The sequence below is a fragment of the Fibrella rubiginis genome, from assembly GCF_017353185.1.
Lineage (GTDB): Bacteria > Bacteroidota > Bacteroidia > Cytophagales > Spirosomataceae > Fibrella > Fibrella rubiginis.
Genome location: NZ_JAFMYV010000017.1, coordinates 1 through 19,563, shown reverse-complemented (window position 1 = coordinate 19,563; position 19,563 = coordinate 1). Strand labels below are relative to the sequence as shown.

The 19,563-nt window shown below is 47.0% G+C and carries 11 protein-coding genes; 9 read left to right on the top strand and 2 right to left on the bottom strand.

The genetic code is table 11. The annotated features are described in order from the left end of the window. Positions 1 to 132 precede the first annotated feature (132 nt). On the top strand, positions 133 to 3,561 hold the full coding sequence (gene mfd, locus J2I47_RS24530; RefSeq protein WP_207367268.1) for a transcription-repair coupling factor: 3,429 nt from the start codon (positions 133 to 135) through the stop codon (positions 3,559 to 3,561). Between the two features lie 11 nt (positions 3,562 to 3,572). Continuing rightward, positions 3,573 to 4,841 (top strand): SUMF1/EgtB/PvdO family nonheme iron enzyme, encoded by a 1,269-nt coding sequence (locus J2I47_RS24525; protein WP_207367267.1) that lies wholly within the window; start codon positions 3,573 to 3,575, stop codon positions 4,839 to 4,841. A 37-nt stretch (positions 4,842 to 4,878) separates the two neighbouring features. Here the strand turns inward: J2I47_RS24525 and J2I47_RS24520 are convergent, their stop codons facing one another. Then, complete coding sequence (locus tag J2I47_RS24520; protein WP_229374925.1) at positions 4,879 to 5,343, bottom strand: ComF family protein; 465 nt, start codon at positions 5,341 to 5,343, stop codon at positions 4,879 to 4,881. Positions 5,344 to 5,633: 290 nt separating this feature from the next. On the opposite strand from J2I47_RS24520, the gene J2I47_RS24515 reads away from it, so the two are divergent. The 6 genes from J2I47_RS24515 to J2I47_RS24490 all read left to right on the top strand — a co-directional run bounded on the left by J2I47_RS24515 (position 5,634) and on the right by J2I47_RS24490 (position 16,211). Beyond that, entirely contained in the window at positions 5,634 to 5,984 is a 351-nt protein-coding gene (locus J2I47_RS24515; protein WP_207367265.1) for a hypothetical protein, read from the top strand. 5 nt (positions 5,985 to 5,989) lie between these two features. Beyond that, on the top strand, positions 5,990 to 9,325 hold the full coding sequence (locus J2I47_RS24510; protein ID WP_207367264.1) for a DUF4175 family protein: 3,336 nt from the start codon (positions 5,990 to 5,992) through the stop codon (positions 9,323 to 9,325). A gap of 62 nt (positions 9,326 to 9,387) precedes the next feature. Next, positions 9,388 to 11,262 carry a tRNA uridine-5-carboxymethylaminomethyl(34) synthesis enzyme MnmG gene (gene mnmG, locus J2I47_RS24505; protein ID WP_207367263.1) on the top strand — a complete coding sequence of 625 codons (1,875 nt, stop codon included), beginning with the start codon at positions 9,388 to 9,390 and terminating at the stop codon, positions 11,260 to 11,262. 1 nt (position 11,263) lies between these two features. After that, on the top strand, positions 11,264 to 12,148 hold the full coding sequence (locus J2I47_RS24500; protein ID WP_207367262.1) for a class I SAM-dependent methyltransferase: 885 nt from the start codon (positions 11,264 to 11,266) through the stop codon (positions 12,146 to 12,148). Then, positions 12,145 to 13,779: an Ig-like domain-containing protein gene (locus J2I47_RS24495; RefSeq protein ID WP_207367261.1), complete on the top strand. Its 1,635-nt coding sequence runs from the start codon at positions 12,145 to 12,147 to the stop codon at positions 13,777 to 13,779. The genes J2I47_RS24500 and J2I47_RS24495 overlap by 4 nt, the downstream gene beginning before the upstream one ends. Before the next feature lie 605 nt (positions 13,780 to 14,384). Further along, the gene (locus J2I47_RS24490) at positions 14,385 to 16,211 is read left to right on the top strand and encodes a tetratricopeptide repeat protein (RefSeq protein ID WP_207367260.1); all 1,827 of its coding nucleotides are present in this window, start codon (positions 14,385 to 14,387) and stop codon (positions 16,209 to 16,211) included. An 86-nt stretch (positions 16,212 to 16,297) separates the two neighbouring features. Here the strand turns inward: J2I47_RS24490 and thrC are convergent, their stop codons facing one another. Next, complete coding sequence (gene thrC, locus J2I47_RS24485; RefSeq protein WP_207367259.1) at positions 16,298 to 17,602, bottom strand: threonine synthase; 1,305 nt, start codon at positions 17,600 to 17,602, stop codon at positions 16,298 to 16,300. 143 nt (positions 17,603 to 17,745) lie between these two features. On the opposite strand from thrC, the gene pruA reads away from it, so the two are divergent. Continuing rightward, the gene (gene pruA, locus J2I47_RS24480) at positions 17,746 to 19,377 is read left to right on the top strand and encodes an L-glutamate gamma-semialdehyde dehydrogenase (RefSeq protein WP_207367258.1); all 1,632 of its coding nucleotides are present in this window, start codon (positions 17,746 to 17,748) and stop codon (positions 19,375 to 19,377) included. Positions 19,378 to 19,563 lie beyond the last annotated feature (186 nt).

Here is a 19,563-nt window from a genome sequence, read left to right as displayed (position 1 = left end):
CCATTGTATGTAAGAACGGAACATTTGACGAGTGTTCAGGTTTGTATTTATGCCGCCGGGTTGATCGCCTGGCGGCTTTTCGTGTTCCTACCGTCTGGTTTTGGCGATTGACTGTTAGACTACTTTTTAGCTTTGACAACTACCGAATTTCTGTCCTTATACGCTGAGGACCCTTTCTTGAAAATCCTGGCCCAGCCACTGCTGGAACGCAACGCTGCGGAACCATCGAGGGTGCAGATAAAAGGCATTACGGGCAGCCTTGACGCTGTCATTGCGGCCACGCTAACGAAACAAGTGCCCGGTACCCATCTCTTTGTGCTCACCGACCGCGAAGAGGCCTCTTACTTCTTTAACGACATTCAGAATCTGCTCGGATTTACTGACCGTCCAGCTGGCTCCGTCGACTCGTCGAACAACGTGTTGCTTTTTCCGATGTCTTATAAAAAGCCATACCAGTATGAGGAGGTAGAGAACGCCAACGTATTAATGCGGGCTGAGGTCCTAAACCGAATTAGCCTTGGACCATCGCAGGCCGGTTCGGCGGCAGGAAGCTTAATTGTAACTTATCCAGAAGCTTTATCGGAAAAGGTAATTAACAAACGGTCTCTGCGTGAGAACACAATGGCTGTACGGGTAGGCGACAAGCTCGATACAAGCTTTGTGTCGGACATGTTGCAAACGTATGACTTTGAAAAGACGGATTTCGTCTACGAGGCGGGGCAGTTTTCGGTGCGGGGGGGCATCATCGACGTTTTTTCGTTTGCCTCCGAGTTTCCGTATCGTATCGAACTTTTCGGTGACGAAGTAGAGAGCCTTAGGCACTTCAATCCCGAAACGCAACTCTCCACCGGAACGCCGGACCGCGACCGGTTAGAGCAAATCAGCATCATTCCTAACGTACAGACCCGCCTGACCCAGGAAGTCCGTGAATCGTTTCTGGATTTTTTACCCAAAGACACTTGCCTCTGGTTCAAAGACATCGAGTATGCGCTGGAGATTGTAGAGAAAAGCTTTGAGCAGGCTGAGCTAAGCTTGTCGCGGGTGGTTGGTACCGGTGATATTCAGGTTGTAGAAAACCCCGAAACACTGTTTGAAACCCGGCGGGCGTTTCTGAATCAGGTAAAAGCCTTAACCACGATTGAGTTTGGCCGTAAGTTTTATTTCAAAACAGATTCCAAACTGTCGTACCCGTCTAAGCCGCAGCCCTCATTCAACAAAGAGTTCAAGCGAGTAGCCGATGCGCTCAACGATTTACGCACGAAGGGCTACACTACCATCATTGTAGCCGAGTCATTCAAGCAGTTGGAACGGCTCCGCACTATCTTCGATGAGATTGATCCGCTGTTGAAGTTTCAGACCATGCAGGTCGGCATCCGCGAGGGCTTTACCGACGATACCCTGAAGGTAGCCTGTTTCACCGACCATCAGATTTTCGACCGCTATTTTAAATACCGTGTCCGCGACAAGTTCAGCAAGTCGAAGGCACTGACCCTGCGCGAGCTTAAGACTCTGCAACCCGGCGACTACGTGACCCACGTTGATTATGGCATTGGGCGGTTTGCCGGTATGGAGCGGGTCGACATGAACGGCAACGACCAGGAAGCAATCCGGTTGATCTATCGGGATAATGACATACTGCTGGTAAGTATCCACTCACTTCACAAGATCGCGAAGTATAGCGGGAAGGAGGGAGGCCCACCTACTATGAGCAAGTTGGGTACGCAGGAGTGGGACTTGCGCAAATCAAAAGTGCGCAAGCAGGTCAAGGATATTGCCCGTGAATTAATCGCTTTATATGCAAAAAGGCGAACTGCGCCTGGCTACGCCTATTCGCACGATACTTTTCTACAGGCCGAATTGGAATCATCGTTTATTTATGAAGACACCCCCGATCAGGCCAAAGCAACCAACGATGTTAAGAACGATATGGAAAAGCCGCACCCTATGGATCGGCTCGTTTGTGGCGACGTGGGTTTTGGCAAAACGGAGGTAGCCATCCGGGCGGCGTTCAAAGCAGTGTCAGATAACAAGCAGGTAGCTATGCTGGTGCCCACTACGATTTTGGCTATGCAGCATTACAACACCTTTAAAGAGCGACTTGCCAACTTCCCCGTCAAGATCAGCTACATTAACCGGTTCAAGTCGGCGGCACAGATAAAGGAGACATTGAAGCAGGCCGCGTCGGGTGAGCTAGGTATTTTGATTGGCACGCACCGGATCGTAAACAAAGACATCAAGTTCAAAGACCTCGGCCTGCTGATTATTGACGAAGAACAAAAATTTGGGGTCAAGACCAAAGACCGGCTCAAAGAAATGCGGGTAGAGGTTGATGTACTCACACTGACGGCCACACCTATACCACGTACCCTACACTTCTCACTCATGGGGGCACGTGACTTGTCGGTAATTGCTACTCCGCCACCCAACCGGCAGCCCATCACGACCGAGATTCACGTCTTCAGCGACACCGTGGTGCGTGATGCCGTGAGCTATGAATTGCGCCGGGGTGGCCAGGTTTTCTTTGTGCACAACCGTGTTGGCGATATTGAATCTATTGGCAATATGATCAAGCGCCTCGTACCCGATGCCCGCATTGGCGTGGCTCACGGGCAGATGGAGGGTGACCGGCTTGAGAAAGTTATGACTCGGTTTATTGAAGGTGAAACCGACGTGCTGGTGTCGACTAACATCATCGAGTCGGGTTTGGACATCACCAATGCTAACACGATTATTATTAATCAGGCGCACAACTTTGGGTTGTCTGATCTTCATCAGATGCGGGGTAGGGTGGGCCGGTCGAACAAGAAGGCGTTTTGCTATCTGCTCACGCCCCCGGCGGCTGTGCTCTCGTCAGACTCGCGGAAACGGCTGCAAACCCTGGAAGACTTTTCCGATTTGGGCGAAGGTTTCAAGATTGCCATGCGCGACCTCGACATTCGGGGAGCGGGCAATTTGCTAGGTGCTGAACAGAGTGGTTTCGTCAATGATCTGGGCTACGAAATGTATCATCAGATTCTGGATGAGGCTGTGCAGGAACTTCGTGAAACTGAGTTTAAGAATCTCTTCATGGATACCCCCGATGTGTTTCGTCCATTGCTACCCGACACAGTGATTGAGACTGATTTGGAGGTACTGATTCCGGAGAGTTACGTAACCAACATCTCCGAACGCCTATCTTTGTACACCCGTTTAGATAGTATTCAGAACCCTACTGAACTTCAACTGTTTAAGAAAGAAGTCTCTGATCGGTTCGGGCCCATTCCGGCGGGGGTCGAGAATTTGTTTAAACTGGTGGCCGTTCGCTGGAAAGCAGAGCAGTTACACCTTGAAAAACTGACGCTGAAAAATACGATAGTGAAAGGAACCTTCGTTTCTTCCGAGAAAGACAGTCAGTCTGACTCGTTCTTCACGTCTGACCGCTTTGGCAAGGTAATTGACTACATCAAAAAACACCCTAAGCTGTGTTCGTTGAAAGAGGTCAAGAACAGGCTCATTTTCACGCATGAACACGTGAATGGCGTCGACCAGTTGAACCGTATTTTAGCCGAATTAACTGAATAAGTACACACAAAATGATTCAGAAGTATCACCTGCAACGCGCTGCTTACGTGCTTTTGGCCACCGCCGCGCTGGCTGCCTGCAAGCCCAAACACCCAACAAGTGTAAAGCCGGGCAAAGAAAGCACGGCTACAGGCATCGCCTACAACAAAAAGGACGGCTTTGCGGTAAAGAAATTTGCTGGTGCCAAAGCGGGACCAAACCTTGTCTTTATTGAAGGAGGACGGTTTACGCTTGGTGCCTTGGAAGAAGACGTGATGAATTCGCGCGATAACCGTGAGCGGACAGTCTCTATCCAATCGTTCTATATGGATGAAACGGAGATTGCTAATATTCACTACCTCGAATACCTCGACGCCATCCGCCGCGACTCCTCAGAGGAGGTGTATACCCGCGCGCTGCCTGATACAAGCGTGTGGGCCAACCCACTTTCATTCAATGACTCTTACGTGACGCAGTACCTGCGTTATCCTTCATTCCGGTATTATCCGGTGGTGGGTGTATCGTGGGTACAGGCCAACGACTACGCTTCTTGGCGGACTGGCGCAGTAAACGCTGACCTGTATGCTAAAGGCAATTCGAGTGGTAAAAAGAAAGGTGGTTTCTCGCTGAAGAAAAAATCAAAGCAAGCCGCCGCCGAAACGGTTGCTGCGGCTGAAACTCCATCTGCTGCTGCAGCTAAGCCTAGCCTGGAAAGTGGCCTGGTGTTGCCCGACTATCGCCTGCCAACAGAAGCAGAGTGGGAGTATGCCGCCAAAGCTTTGATTGGCACTCAATACGTAGACGAGAATCAATCGAATCAGCGGATCTACCCGTGGGATGGTTCTTCAGTGCGGAACCCCAAGAAAGGCCGCAAACAGGGTCAGATGCTTTCGAACTTCAAGCGTGGCCGCGGTGATTACGCCGGTATTGCTGGCCGGTCGAACGATGGAGCTATTATCACCGAACAGATTTATGCTTATCCTGCCAACGATTTCGGCCTCTATAACATGGCTGGCAACGTAAACGAGTGGGTATATGACGTATACCGTCCGCTGTCGTTTCAGGTTGAAAATGACCTGAACCCTATTCGTCGGAATGGTTATCTGGACGAAGCTAAAAACTACGATAAGAAGAATAACAATTCAATTATTGATGACAAGCTTCGCGTGTATAAAGGTGGTTCGTGGAGCGACGTTGCCTACTGGCTAGCACCGGGCACACGCCGGTTCCTGGATCAGGATTCTGCTACGGCTACCATTGGCTTCCGTTGTGCTATGATCGGGGTAGGACGGAATCACTAGAGATTCACACATACATAGTGCCCTGCGGCCACTCGACTTATCGGGTGGCCGCAATTGTTAGTATGCCTACGGTTTGGCAGCCAGCTTCGCGCAGAGCCACCACACAGGCTTCTAGGGTGGCCCCTGTAGTCAACACGTCATCAACCAGTGCCACATGCTTGCCACGAACGGCAGCGGAGTCTTTCACACGAAACGCCAAGGCCACGTTTCGCCACCGATCGAATCGGTTTTTGCGCGTCTGAGATGCCATAAACTTAGTACGCTCCATTATGTCTTCCCGGTAGTTTAATTGCAGCGCTTCAGATAACCCCCGGGCAATTAATTCGCTTTGATTATAGCCCCGTTGCCGCCGCCGTGTAGGGTGAATCGGAACCGGTACTAGTAGATCGGCCCAAAGTGGTTTCGCTGAGGCGTTCAGTAATTCCTGGCCATGCCACAAGCCGAGTCGATAGCCTAGTTCTGGTTTATGCCGGTATTTCAACTGATGTATGATCCGTTGCATTCGGCTTTTCTTCGTAAAATAAGCGTATGAGTAGACGTAATCGACTAGTACACGGCCACTGAATTTCTGGCGTAGTAACTCTTGTTCTTCGTCTGTAGTGATAATTGGCAAGTGTATCCGGCATGTACTGCACAATCCTTTTTCCTCATCGTACATCATACGATAGCAACCGCTACAAAGAACAGGGAAAAACAGGTAGACGAAATTTTCGAATACAGAACGCATGAACGGAATCATCGGCAATGGTCGTTTCTATAGTGTAATTTTAGTCATTCATAATCAGTATCCTAATGCAAGAAAATTCTTCAACGTTACAGACCTGGGATGATCTTTTAGATCGTCTTACCGAGCTTGTTGGTAAGCGCCCCGCCGACCTCAATGGGGTGCTTTTCCTGATTGGGATGCAGGAGCTTGGTCGTGGTCCGAAGCGGTTTTCTAAGGAACAGAAGCAGGATTTGTTGCATGTCGGTGTATGCACCGTGCTGGTAGAACCAGGCTATTATGAACGGGCAGGGGTCGACAAAGATAACTGGCCCTTGTTTACCTTACTGAAGCCATTGCCTTTCGGCGACGTTTTTGCTCAGGAAGATTTATTAAAAAAGCATACACTCAACTATTTCGCCGCGCTTTTAACCGAATAGCTCTTATGCAAGCCACTTCTTCATTCGCTGATCTGCTTAGCCAAATCGACGAGTACAAACGACGGTATTTCCAGAACCAGCTTATTAAAGGCTCATTGCTGTTTTTAGGCCTTTTGCTGGCGGCTTACTTGTTGCTGAATACATTGGAATACCTCGGCCATTTTAGTTCAGGTGTCCGGGCCGCTATGTTATTTAGTTTCGTAGCTCTGTTTTTGACCGGAGCATACCTCTACCTCATCAAACCGGCTATGGGTCTGTATGGTCTTAGAAAGCCTATCTCAGATGAAGAAGCGGCTCGTCAGATTGGGCAATTTTTTCCGAACATCGGCGATAAGCTGCTGAATACATTGCAATTGCGGTCGTTAACGGCAAGTGACAGCGAACTACTTAAGGCTAGTTTGGAACAGCGGTCAAAGCAATTGCTAATCACCCGTTTCTCGTCGGCAATCCAATTGCATAAAAACCGTCGTTTTGTGAAGTACGCCGCCTTGCCTGCCGCCATTATTGCGGGCGTTCTAGTATTTTATCCGGCCTTTTTCACTAACAGTTCGTCACGTATTGTGCAGTATGACAAACAGTTTGTCGAGGAAGCTCCTTTCAAGTTTGTGGTTGATTCGAAACGACTGGAGACGTTTCGGAATGAAGATTTTACGTTTCAACTTCATCTGGAAGGCCGGGCGATTCCACAAACAGTGTATCTGGTATCGAATGATACACGCTTTAAACTGGAACAAACCGGACCGAACGCTTATGCCTATACGTTTGACAATGTACAGCGAGACGTTAATTTTCAAGTAGAAGCAGCGGGGTTTGCCTCCACACTTTATACGCTCCATCTGCTGGACCGGCCTGCCGTTTTGTCCTTCGATGTGGCCTTGACGTACCCCGCTTATCTTAACAAACCTGCTGAACAACTTGCCAATGTGGGTAATCTGCTTGTACCGGAGGGAACGCGCATTAATTGGAAATTTTTGGCCGACCATACCGATTCACTGGCTGTTCGGTTCACGCCTGGGGGACGTTTATCGGCTGAAGCTATTGAAGATAATGCGTTCAGTCTCTCCACACGCGCAACTCAATCAGCTACATATTCATTGCAATTGCGCAACCAGCACGCGCACAACGCTGCTGATCTGACTTACAGCATACAGGTTATTCCTGACCGTTTCCCTCAGATTAGTCTGCAGGAAACGAGGGATTCAGTCACCTATAATTTCATTGGACTTTATGGTCAGGTAACGGATGACTACGGTTTTTCCTCGCTCAAGCTAGTTGGTTCAGTTGTGCGGGCTAACTCACCTAAAAAAGAATCATTCTCGAAATCTATCCCAATCAACACAGCTACCATATCGCAGAACTACGCTTACAACTGGTCACTAGATAGCCTGAAACTTAAGCCTAGCGATAAAATTGAGTATTATATGCAGGTAGCTGACAATGACGGCGTACATGGTCCAAAAGCTACCCGTTCGTCCTTGATTACGTTTACGGTGCCTTCTACGGAGCAATTACAGAAGCAGGTTGAACAGTCGGCAGAGAAAACGGAGCAACAGTTAGATCAGGCTCTGAAAGAGGCTCAAGCGCTTAAAAAGGAGCTTTCTACGTTGGAGGAGCGCATGCGCACCAAGAAGACGTCCGATTTCCAGGATAAAAAGCAGTTGCAGGATATTCTTCAGAAGCGTGAAGAATTGATGAACGAGATTCAGAAACTTCAGGAGCAGTTCAATAAAACGAACGAAACTCAGCAACGAATGAGTCAGCAACAACAGGATTCGTTGAAGCAGAAGATGGACCAGTTGAAGAAGCTTTTTGATCAGATGCAGGATCCTGAGTCGAAGAAGATGTACGATGAGTTGAAGCAGATGATGGAAAAGAAGCAGGATGAAAAGGCTTCCGAACTGCTCAACCAGTTGAATCGTAAAGAGCGAAATCTGGAAAAAGAGCTTGACCGTGCGTTGAAGATGTTTAAGCAGATGCAGCAGAACCAGAAATTTCAGAACGCTATTGACGATCTGAAAAAACAGGCTGATAAGCAGGATGAACTAGCGGAAAAGACTAAGGAGGAGCAGAAAGATTCGAAGAAGGAGGAAGCCGAAACTGAGAAACAGAAAGAAGAACAGAAAAAGTCCGAGGAAGACTTCAAAAAACTGCAGGAGCTGTTAGATAAACTTCAGAAGGAGGCCGAAAAAGAAAAGATGTCGGCACCTGACCCACAGGAGAAAGAGCAACAGGAGATCCAGAAACAAATGGAACAGTCGAAAAGCTCGCTCGACAAGAAAGAGAAAAAGAAGGCATCAGAATCACAGAGAAAGACGTCTAAGTCGATGCGTAACATGGCCAAATCGATGGAGGAATCGATGGAGGGTATGGATATGAAAAGCATGTCAGAGAATCTTGATGACCTGCGTAATTTGCTTGATAACCTCATTACATTGTCTTTCTCACAGGAACGGCTTATGCGCGATTTCCGCAGCATGAATCTACAGGATCCACGCGTTGTGAAGCTCTCACAAGAGCAAATTCGGCTTCAGGACAATGCCAAAGTGATTGAGGATAGCCTAAATTCTTTAGCGTCACGTGAGCCACAAATACAGCCATTTGTCACGCGTGAACTAACGAATATGCGGTACTACATGGACGAGAGTTCACGCTATTTAAAAGAGCGTAAACTGAACATGGCCTCTTCTAAACAGCAGTTCGCTATGACGACAATCAACAATTTGTCGCTCATGTTGAATGATGCTTTTAAGCAGATGCAGGCGGCCATGCAGGCTATGGCAATGCCAGGTTCTGGGAACAGTAAGGGAAAAAGTAAAGGTGAACAACCGTCTCCTGGCATGGGCGACAAACAACAGAAATTGAATGAGCGTATTCAGAAACTGTCGCAGGGCGGCCAGTCAGGTCGGGCGCTATCAGAAGAATTGTCGCGCCTGGCAGCGGAACAAGCTGTTCTACGCGATATGCTAAAAGAAATGCAGGATAAAGCCAAGGGTACAGAAGTTGGTAAGCAACAAGCTGATCAAGTGAACGATTTGTTAAAGAAAATGGAGGAAACGGAAACTGATTTAGTTAATAAGCGTGTCAATCCAGCTGTCAACAACCGGCAAAAAGATATTCTCACACGCCTGCTTGAATCGGAGAAGGCTCTTCAACAGCAGGAAGAAGATCCCAAACGTAAGGCTGAAACTGCCAAACAACTTAAACAGAGTCAGCCAACATATCTTCCAACAATTCCTCAGGCAACCACTCGTCAGGTAGAAGTGCTACGAACCGTTTCACCCGCTTATAACTTATACTATAAGCGTGAGTCTAATCGGTATCTACAGAAATTGACAAAGTAGCGCCGATTTTCACAGAGTTATCAAAAGTTTCCACGTGGAACATTTTTCAATTTTAAATACCGATGCATAGTACATACGATGTAATTGTAGTAGGAGCAGGCCATGCTGGTTGTGAAGCCGCAACCGCAGCAGCAACAATGGGCTCAAGCGTATTACTAATTACAATGAACATGCACACTATTGCACAGATGTCGTGCAATCCAGCAATGGGTGGCGTTGCAAAAGGGCAAATTGTACGTGAAATAGACGCTTTGGGTGGTCAGTCGGGGATCATAAGCGATAAGACGATGATCCAGTTTCGGATGCTGAACCGGTCGAAAGGCCCCGCAATGTGGAGTCCTAGGTGTCAGAGTGACCGCGTTATGTTTGCGCAGGAGTGGCGGGATACGTTGGAACGCACAATGAACGTAGACTTTTGGCAGGATACGGTTTCAGAGATTATTGTGAAAGACGACCGTGTGCGGGGTGTGAAAACTAGTCTTGGGGTTACGATTTCAGGCAAGAGCGTAGTGCTCACAAACGGCACATTCCTGAACGGGCAGATGTTTATCGGCGAGAAGACGTTTGGCGGTGGTCGTACTGGCGAACGTTCCGCAACAGGCTTGACAGAACAGCTAGTATCGTTAGGCTTTGAAACAGGCCGGATGAAGACAGGAACACCACCTCGCGTAGATGGCCGGAGCCTCAACTTTTCACGAATGGAAGAACAAATGGGTGATGAAAATCCAGGTAAATTTTCTTACTCAGACACGGCTGCCTTGACCAAGCAACGATCTTGTTGGATCACTTACACGGATGAATCAGTACATAATGTATTGAAAGAAGGGTTTGAGAAATCACCCATGTTTACCGGTAGGATCAAGGGGTTAGGCCCCCGCTACTGTCCATCCATTGAAGACAAAATCAACCGTTTTGCCGACAAAGACAGGCATCAGATTTTTGTTGAACCAGAGGGGTGGAACACAGTGGAAGTGTACGTAAATGGATTTTCAACTTCACTTCCTGAAGAGGTCCAACACCGGGCTTTGCAAAAGATTGCCGGCTTTGAAAAGGCAAAAATGTTTCGTCCAGGCTATGCTGTGGAATATGATTTCTTTCCGCCAACACAGCTAAAACCTACGCTAGAGACAATTAAAGTGGCTAATCTATTCTTCGCAGGGCAGATAAACGGCACTACAGGATATGAAGAGGCGGCGTGCCAAGGACTTATAGCAGGCATTAATGCGCATCAGAATGTGCATGAGAAAGAACCCTTTACCGTCAAGCGGTCAGAGGGGTATGTTGGTGTACTGATTGATGATCTGATCACTAAAGGGACCGAAGAGCCGTATCGAATGTTTACCTCGCGGGCTGAGTTCAGAACACTGCTGCGCCAGGATAATGCTGACTTACGCCTCACGGAAATGGGCCACAAACTAGGCCTTGCCAGCGATGAGCGATGGGCGAACACAAAAGCAAAACAGGTAAGCATAGATCGACTGACGCAACTTTTCCGTGAAACAAAATTGCGTCCAGAGGAAGTGAACGATTGGCTCGTGAACCGAGAATCGGCACCGCTACGCGAAAAGTCGACTGTTTATAGTCTGTTAAAACGACCAGAGATTGAGACGGCAGATGCCCTAACGTTGCTGGAAATGGCGAGTACGGCAGCTGAAAATGAACTGCAGTCGTACGCGAAGGAAACAGTTGAGCAGGCAGTAATCGAACTGAAATATGACGACTATCTTAGCCGTGAACGACAGAATGCTGAGAAGCTGTCGCGTTGGGAATCGCTGGAAATTGCTCCTATTTTTGACTTCGATAATGTGAAAGCTTTATCATTCGAAGGACGGGAAAAGCTTAAAAAACTGCGTCCCAGAACAATCGGGCAGGCAACCCGCATTAGTGGCGTTAGCCCGTCAGACATTTCAATCTTGTTGGTTTATATGGGTCGTTAACGTGGAAGAAATCACCGAATGTCCGCTTTGTGGCGGAAACCAGTTTATACCGTATATCAAATGCACCGACACGCTGGTTAGCCAGCGTGTCTTTTGTATTCAGCAGTGCATCAACTGCAATTTGCTGCTAACCAACCCCCGACCAGACGCCACAACCATTGGCCACTATTACCAGTCCGATGCATACATTTCGCACGATGACACACGTGATGGCTTAATGGACTTTGCCTACCGTACAGTTCGGTCGTTCACATTGCAGCAGAAGGAAAAAATGATTCGTGAATCTATCAGACAGATAGGACGTGTGCTCGACTATGGTTGCGGAACTGGTGCGTTTCTGGAAACTTGTCAGAAGAAAGGATGGACTGTACAGGGTTACGAACCTGATCCCGACGCCCGAAAACTAGCTACTAACAGAATAGGAAAGGCAATCATAAACGATGTTAAAACTATCCAGTCTTCCGGCCCTTTCGACGTTATTACATTATGGCACGTATTAGAACATGTAGCAGATCTGAAAACAACGACCAGACTGTTTAACCAATCGTTGAGGGTAGGAGGGAGCTTGATTATAGCCGTACCAAATCCTGCCTCATACGATGCCAGACGGTTTAAGGAACACTGGGCGGCATATGATGTGCCACGGCACCTATATCATTTTATGCCCGAGGTGATGAAGCGATTAGTTGAAAGTGAAGGCTTCGTCCTCGAAAGACAAGTACCAATGAAATTTGATGCCTATTACATTTCACTTATGAGCACTAAGGCACGCGATGGTCGGATTCGGTATCTGGATAGTTTAAAAGCAGGGTTGGCATCTAATCATGAAGCAGCCGAAACCGGCAATTATTCGAGTTTGACTTATCTGTTCAGGAAAGTAAAATGACCCACCGTCCACCAATACGAACGCCATCTTTACTGAGCGTTCTACTATTATCAATTGTGCTTTACGTGGCCAGTAACTGCGCTCAGGTTGCTCAGCCACCAGGAGGTAAAAAAGACACACTGGCACCAAAACTGATCGACAGCTACCCAAAAATGAGGGCGCGAAACGTAAAGCCTAAGCAGGTAGAACTTTTTTTTAATGAGTACATCACTGCTGAAAACCTGCCACAAAAAGTAATCATTACACCCGGTAGTGGCATTACGTTCGACTACAAGGTTAAACCCACAAGCGTAGTACTGACGTTTAATGAACCGCTGAAAGACAGCACCACCTACACCATCAGTTTTACTGATGCTATTAAAGACGCCACAGAACGGAACCCAGCTACGAATATGAAACTGGTTTTTAGTACAGGAAACCTGCTGGATTCACTCTCTATTAGTGGCCAGGTAAGTGATATTGTCAGCGGTACTACTACTCCGGCAGGCACACTGGTAGGCTTGTATGCCCCCCGCGATACACTCGATGCGGTGAAGAATAAACCAATTTACTACAGCAAAACAGATACGTCGGGTCGATTTCAGATTGAGAATATCCGGGGTGGAGAGTATGATGTGATCGCTTTCACAGACCAGAATAACAATTTTGTTTTCAACGCTCAGTCAGAAACTGTTGGATTCGCGTCGAAGCGGATCAAGCTAAACCAAAACATTTCTGATGTCCAGGTTTATCTCTTTAATCAAAACAATACCACGCCACGTATTAGCAGAAACGAATCAAGGTCAGACAGCTACGTTGTCAACCTGAGTAAAGGCATTGAATCCTACTCAGTTGCCTTCAGAAATCCAGCCGACAGTATGGCGTCAATGTTGCTTTCGGCCAATCAGATTAAGTTCTTCAGAACGGTTCAGACGGCCGATACCGTTGGTGTGCGTATTGCTGTGCGTGATTCTTTAGGCACTGAAACCAATTTGAGGCACACAATCAGTTTTAGGCCAAAATCAAAACGGGAAAAGCCTGAAGAGTTTAGCTTTAAACCTGTTCCAGCGCCAAATGAGCCCGTTGAGCCCGATTTTGATTGGGTGTTGAAATTCTCTAAGCCAGTTAAAAACGTTGACCCAAAGCGAATACAGATATCCGTTGATAGCCTAACCAAAGGTGATTTAACATTGGCAAAGTCGAGCACATTCAACACAACCTTGACTGAATTAACAAATCAGTTCGCGACAAAAGCCCGCAAGTTCGTTCGTTTCAAAATCAGCAAGGATGCATTCACCTCTGTACTGGGCGATACCATCACAACCACTACAATTACCTACCCTATTGCTGACCCAGAGAACTTTGGTCTGGTACGCGGACAGGTCATTACGAAAGAACCACATTATATTCTGGAATTGATTGATGAGCAAAAAACAGTGGCTCGGCGCTTACGGGACACACCAACGTACACGTTCCGAAACCTCAAACCAGGCCGGTATCGACTTCGGCTTATTATTGACACAAACAATAATAATAAGTGGGACACAGGCCGGTATGAATTTCGTATCCCCGCCGAACCAATCATTTACCTATCCGACAAATTGCTTATCAAGCAGAATTTTGAACTGGACGATATCGACATAACATACTAAGCGAATAGTCGAACGTATTGAACGGCCTGCTAAGACCTATATGGGTTTTGGCAGGCCATTTTCAATTGATGGTTTTATAAAACTCTTACAGAGTTAGCTAGAATAGGATCAAAGGATAGATAACGCAGCCACTAATGGTCTTACTCCGTTGAAGCGGGTCAATCTTAAAAAAGGTCAATTTAAACTATATTTTTCGCCGATTTCATGTGCAAAACGGCGTGGATAAGTGTTCATAACTTGTGGAAATCGTCAAGATGGTAGCATGAATTTTGTGGATTAAGACTGAGTTCTTCACAATTCAACGTTATCAACAGGTGGACGTGTGCAAAACAGCCGTGTTTTAGACAGGTTCACAATGGCTTATCATCGGACAATTTTGTTGAGAAAAGTTTTCGACAAATACACATCAGCTTGTCTAGATAAATGTGGAAAACTGCCTAAATCGCTGTTTATAGGCTGTTTTAGTGTTAATAACCTGACTAATACAGTGGATAACCAGCAAAAGTTGTTCACAGTGTTTTCAGTACAAAGTGGATAACTGAGTTGTTCACTTATGCACAGCGCTAATAACTCTAATAGTTTGTTTTAATAAACCTTCTTATAAAATGAAAAATAGGGCTTGTGGATTAGTGTTGGCTGGGTTGCTGCTTCTGACCAAGTTGGTGCAGGCCCAATCTGAAGAGGCATTGGCCGATGAGTATTTTCAAAAGGGCGAGTTTGAAAAGGCCGCTGCCGAATACAGCAAACGAATGCGCCGGGCAGATGAAGAAATAAGCATAGCCTGGCCGTTGATGAATAGATACATCACTAGCTTGACAAAAGCTAAAAGGAGTGATGAGGCTGATAAGCAGTTGAAAAAATGGGCTAAAGTAAACGGTCCTGTACGGGCGCAGGCTTTAGTGTTGTTGGCAAGTCGCATCCGTGAGACCAGCAGCGATACCACGGCCAGCAACAAGCTCTATGAACAGGCATATGAATACAGCAAGAATGATCCCGTGCGTGTAGCCCGCCTTGGAGAGTTACTTGTAGACGTTGGAGCAACTGATCAGGCTATACAGGCACTACAACGAGCGCAAACTGTTACGAACGACCGTTCGGTTATGGCTGAAGAGTTAGCGACGCTCTATCGCTCTAAAAACAACCTTACTGCTTGGATAGAGACATTACTACCGTTAGCTGAACGCAATGATCAACGTGAACGGGTACAGGGCGCTTTTCAGACAGTTATCAACACTAAAGATGAGCCACTGTTGGAAAAAGTACTCTATGCTGAAGTTCAGAAGTCGCCTGAGTCGATGGCTATGAACGATATGCTTACATGGTACTATCTCCAAAAGCAGAAGTTTAGCCGGGCACTGCTTCAGGAAAAGGCCATGGACAAGCGGATGAAACTGGCTGGTGCGAAAGTGTTTGAATTGGCGGGCCTGGCCATGACCAACAAAGAATATAAGACGGCTGTAGATGCCTACGAGTACATTATTGCTAATCATCCACAGGGAGCCTTTTATCCCTATGCCCGACGTATGCTGGTGAATGCACGCGAAGAGCAGGTGAAAAACACATACCCCGTCGAAAAGACAGAGATAAGGCAACTCATACGAGCCTATCAGCGTGTGTTGACCGAAGTGGGTGTGACACCTAAAACACTCGACGCCCTTCGCAGTTCGGCGAACCTGTATGCCAACTACCTTGACGAAAAAGACTCGGCTATCGTCATGCTTGATCAGGCTATCACGATGGGGAAGAGTGACCAGCAATTTGTGGATAAGTGCAAGTTAGATAAAGGCGATGTATACCTGTTGAAGAACGAACCTTGGGAATCAACGTTGCTATATTCACAAGTGGAAAAGTCGCAGAAAGACGATTTACTAGGCTACGAAGCCAAATTACGTAATGCTAAACTCCACTATTATAAAGGTGATTTCACATTAGCCAAATCTGTTTTGGATGTGTTGAAAATGGCTACTACCCGCGAAATTGCCAATGACGCTGAGCAACTGAGTATGCTGATTCTGGATAATACAGGCCTGGACAGTACCGAAAACGCAATGCGAGACTACGCAGCGATTGACCTACTGCTATTTCAAAACAAACTGGATGAAGCATCCGCGCAAGTTGATGTGATGCTAAAGAAATACGAGCAACATACACTAGCTGATGAATTGCGGTGGCTTCAGGCGAAAGTGCAGTTGAAGCAAAACAAAGTGGATGAAGCCTTGCTCAACCTGAAAACCATTGTAGAGAAATATCCGATGGATATCCTGGCTGATGACGCGCTCTACGAAGAAGCTAAAATTGTCGATGAACGAAAAAAGGACAGTGCCACCGCATTGAAGTTATATGAGCAACTGCTCACTAGTTACCCAGGCAGCATTTTTGCCGCCGAGTCGCGTAAACGCATTCGGCAACTTCGCGGCGACGTTGTGAACTGATTGTTCAGGGGAAAGATTTTCCGTAAAACAAAGCCCCGGTTACCAACAGGTCCGGGGCTTTGTTGTGGATAAGTGGCTGTATCAGGCTAGACAACTTGGAGCAAAACTTCTTTGAAAGCCTCAAATGTGGCAGGTATAGTCGTTACCTGCTTCTGGCGTTCACTGAGAATAGCCAGCCGATCCGGCACCTCCACTGTCTGACCCAATATTTCATCAACAGCAGGGCTAAACTTGGCAGGATGGGCAGTTACCAACGCAATTCCGCAGTTATCCACACTGTTTTGTTGATAACTCTGTAAGCCTAACAAGCCCACCGCCGTGTGTGGACAAGCCAGGTAATTGTAGCGATCACGTAATAGAAGCATTTCGCTAACTGTCTCATCATCAGTGAAAAAATACCCCTTCACTTGTGAAGAAAGCGCACTAGTGTTATTGCTGAAAAGGTGCTGGAGCCGGACAAAGTTGCTGGGGTTTCCCACATCCATCGCATTTGATAGCGTAGCCAGTGAAGCCATTGGAACATACTGTCCTGTCTGCAAGTAACTGGGCACCACTTTATTTACGTTAGTCGATGCAATGAATGCCTGTGCAGGCATGCCCATTCGCCAGGCCAAAACTCCTGCGCTAAGATTACCAAAGTTGCCGCTAGGAACAGAGAAAGCCACTGGCAGATGATTTTTAGCTAACTGAGCTATAGCCCTCAGGTAATAGAAACTTTGAGGAATAAGCCGGAAAATGTTGATAGAGTTAGCCGAGGAAAGTGAATAAGCTTGTGATAGCTCCGGATCTAGAAAAGCCCGTTTGACTATAGTCTGGCAATCATCAAACGAACCGTCTACTTCATACGCTTGTATGTTTCCCCCCAGGGTAGTCAATTGTTTTTCTTGCAGCAAACTCACTCGCCCTTTTGGGTAGAGAATAGAGACCCGAACGCCAGAAACATTGTGAAAGCCCATCGCAACGGCTCCGCCAGTGTCTCCTGAAGTAGCCACCAGAATATGTATCTCACGCGAGAGTCTGTCAGCATAATGTGACATCAAACCCGCCATAAAACGGGCACCTATGTCTTTAAAAGCTAATGAAGGGCCATGAAACAGTTCAAGCGCATAGAGTCGATCTGCTTCAAGTTCAACCAAAGGTGTATCAAACGGAAAGGCACGTGTAACAAGCGTATCAATATCAGATGCAGTCAGTTCATCGCCCAGCCAAAGTGAAGTCAGGACAGAAGCTATCTCTGGCAACGACCGCCCCGACAAATCACTCAGAAACGAGGTGGGCAATACGGGAATAGATTCGGGCATATACAGACCACCATCGGCAGGAAGGCTTTGAAAAAGTGCCTCCTGTGACGAAACAAGCTGATTTGGTGAGTTCGTGCTGTAAAATTTCATGGGCAAAAAAGAGCGAAAAACTAGTTCGCAAGTTACGTAAACCCACTGGAACAGAACGACAAAACTCAGGCCCACAGACTACACAAATAGGTCACGCCGAACATACACAGGCAAACCGTTAACTTTGAAAGAAAAACTTCACAATGAACAATGGATTACTGAGCGTACCTCAGCCTGCAAATGAGCCAGTGAAAGAGTACCGTGTCGGCTCTGTTGAAAGGACCGCTCTACGGAATGCCCTACAGGCGGCCAAAGCTGAAACCCGCGAGCTTCCCATGTGGATAAACGGTCAATCAGTCTTCACAAAAAATAAGTTAAAAGTAACCCCACCTCACGAGCACGCTCATGTACTAGGGTACATTAACGAAGGAGACAAAGAGCACGTGCAGCAGGCAATTGACGCTGCACTGAGTGCCAGAGCAGCTTGGGGAGCCATGTCCTGGGAACACCGGGCGAGCATTTTCTTAAAAGCCGCTGAACTATTAGCAGGACCATACCGGGCAAAAATCAACGCAGCCACTATGCTGGGGCAGTCGAAAAATGTGTATCAGGCTGAAATTGATTCTGCTTGTGAACTCATTGATTTTCTGCGCTTTAATGTTCATTACGCAACAGAAATATATAAACAGCAACCCTACTCGCCAACGGGAGTATGGAATCGGGTAGAATACAGACCACTGGAAGGATTCGTTTTTGCTTTGACCCCATTCAACTTTACTGCTATTGCCGGCAACCTGCCAACATCAGCAGCGTTAATGGGCAATACAGTTGTTTGGAAACCAGCTTATACACAAGCCTACTCGGCACAGGTAATCGTAGAGGTCTTGCAGGAGAGTGGCCTGCCCGATGGCGTAATCAACCTGATCTATGTAGATGGTCCTGAAGCAGGAGAGGTTATTTTTAACCATCCCGATTTTGCTGGCATTCACTTTACAGGCAGCACAAGTGTGTTTCAGACTATTTGGCAAACAATTGGCCAAAACATTGCGAAATACAAATCGTATCCGAGGATTGTAGGCGAGACCGGAGGGAAGGACTTCATTTTCGTGCATAACACAGCTAATGTAGACGAAGCGGTAGTAGCTATGGTGCGGGGAGCATTTGAGTATCAGGGACAAAAATGCTCGGCTGCCTCACGAGCCTACATTCCTACCAGCTTATGGGCCGCCATTCGGGCTGGTGTACAAGAAACGCTCAAAAGTCAGAAGATGGGCCGTGTAGAAGAGTTCGAATGTTTATTCAACGCTGTCATTGACGAACGCGCCTTTAATAAGATCACGGGATACATCGATCAGGCCACTAAAGATGGGGCTACCATCATAGCGGGTGGTAACTACAGCAAAGAGACAGGCTATTTCATTGAACCTACTGTCATACAAGTAGCCGACCCTAAATACCGAACTATGTGTGACGAACTGTTTGGTCCTGTACTGACAGTATACGTATACGAAGACGACCAATTAGAAGATACGTTAACCATACTAGATCAAACATCACCCTATGCATTGACGGGCGCTATTCTGGCAAAAGACAGGGCTACTATTGACTATTTAACTAAACGACTGGTAAACAGTGCAGGTAACTTTTATATCAACGACAAGCCGACAGGGGCTGTGGTTGGTCAGCAACCGTTTGGGGGTGCAAGAGCCTCAGGAACCAATGATAAGGCTGGTTCGTCGTTGAATTTGCTGCGCTGGGTTTCTATGCGGACAATCAAAGAAACTTTATCATCGCCAAAATCAGTGAGTTACCCGTTCATGGAAAAAGATTTTTAAACTTTTTTCAAGCAAGGGCTTGCGCTGCCCTAAAAGTCGCCTTACCTTTGCAGTCCCAAATCGAGAGAAACAGACGAACAACGGTTCAAAAGTTTTCGAAGAGGGATCAGTTCTTTGGCGTATTGGCAGAAAAAGTAAGCACAATTCGTGCTAAAACACAGTAGTCGATTTATCGATTACACAATT

Coding starts and splice junctions, on each gene's coding strand:
- J2I47_RS24495 (WP_207367261.1), top strand. CDS start 12,145: ATGACCCACCGTCCACCAATACGAACGCCATCTTTACTGAGCGTTCTA.
- J2I47_RS24520 (WP_229374925.1), bottom strand. CDS start 5,343: ATGCAACGGATCATACATCAGTTGAAATACCGGCATAAACCAGAACTA.
- mnmG (WP_207367263.1), top strand. CDS start 9,388: ATGCATAGTACATACGATGTAATTGTAGTAGGAGCAGGCCATGCTGGT.
- thrC (WP_207367259.1), bottom strand. CDS start 17,602: ATGAAATTTTACAGCACGAACTCACCAAATCAGCTTGTTTCGTCACAG.
- pruA (WP_207367258.1), top strand. CDS start 17,746: ATGAACAATGGATTACTGAGCGTACCTCAGCCTGCAAATGAGCCAGTG.
- J2I47_RS24490 (WP_207367260.1), top strand. CDS start 14,385: ATGAAAAATAGGGCTTGTGGATTAGTGTTGGCTGGGTTGCTGCTTCTG.
- J2I47_RS24525 (WP_207367267.1), top strand. CDS start 3,573: ATGATTCAGAAGTATCACCTGCAACGCGCTGCTTACGTGCTTTTGGCC.
- J2I47_RS24515 (WP_207367265.1), top strand. CDS start 5,634: ATGCAAGAAAATTCTTCAACGTTACAGACCTGGGATGATCTTTTAGAT.
- J2I47_RS24510 (WP_207367264.1), top strand. CDS start 5,990: ATGCAAGCCACTTCTTCATTCGCTGATCTGCTTAGCCAAATCGACGAG.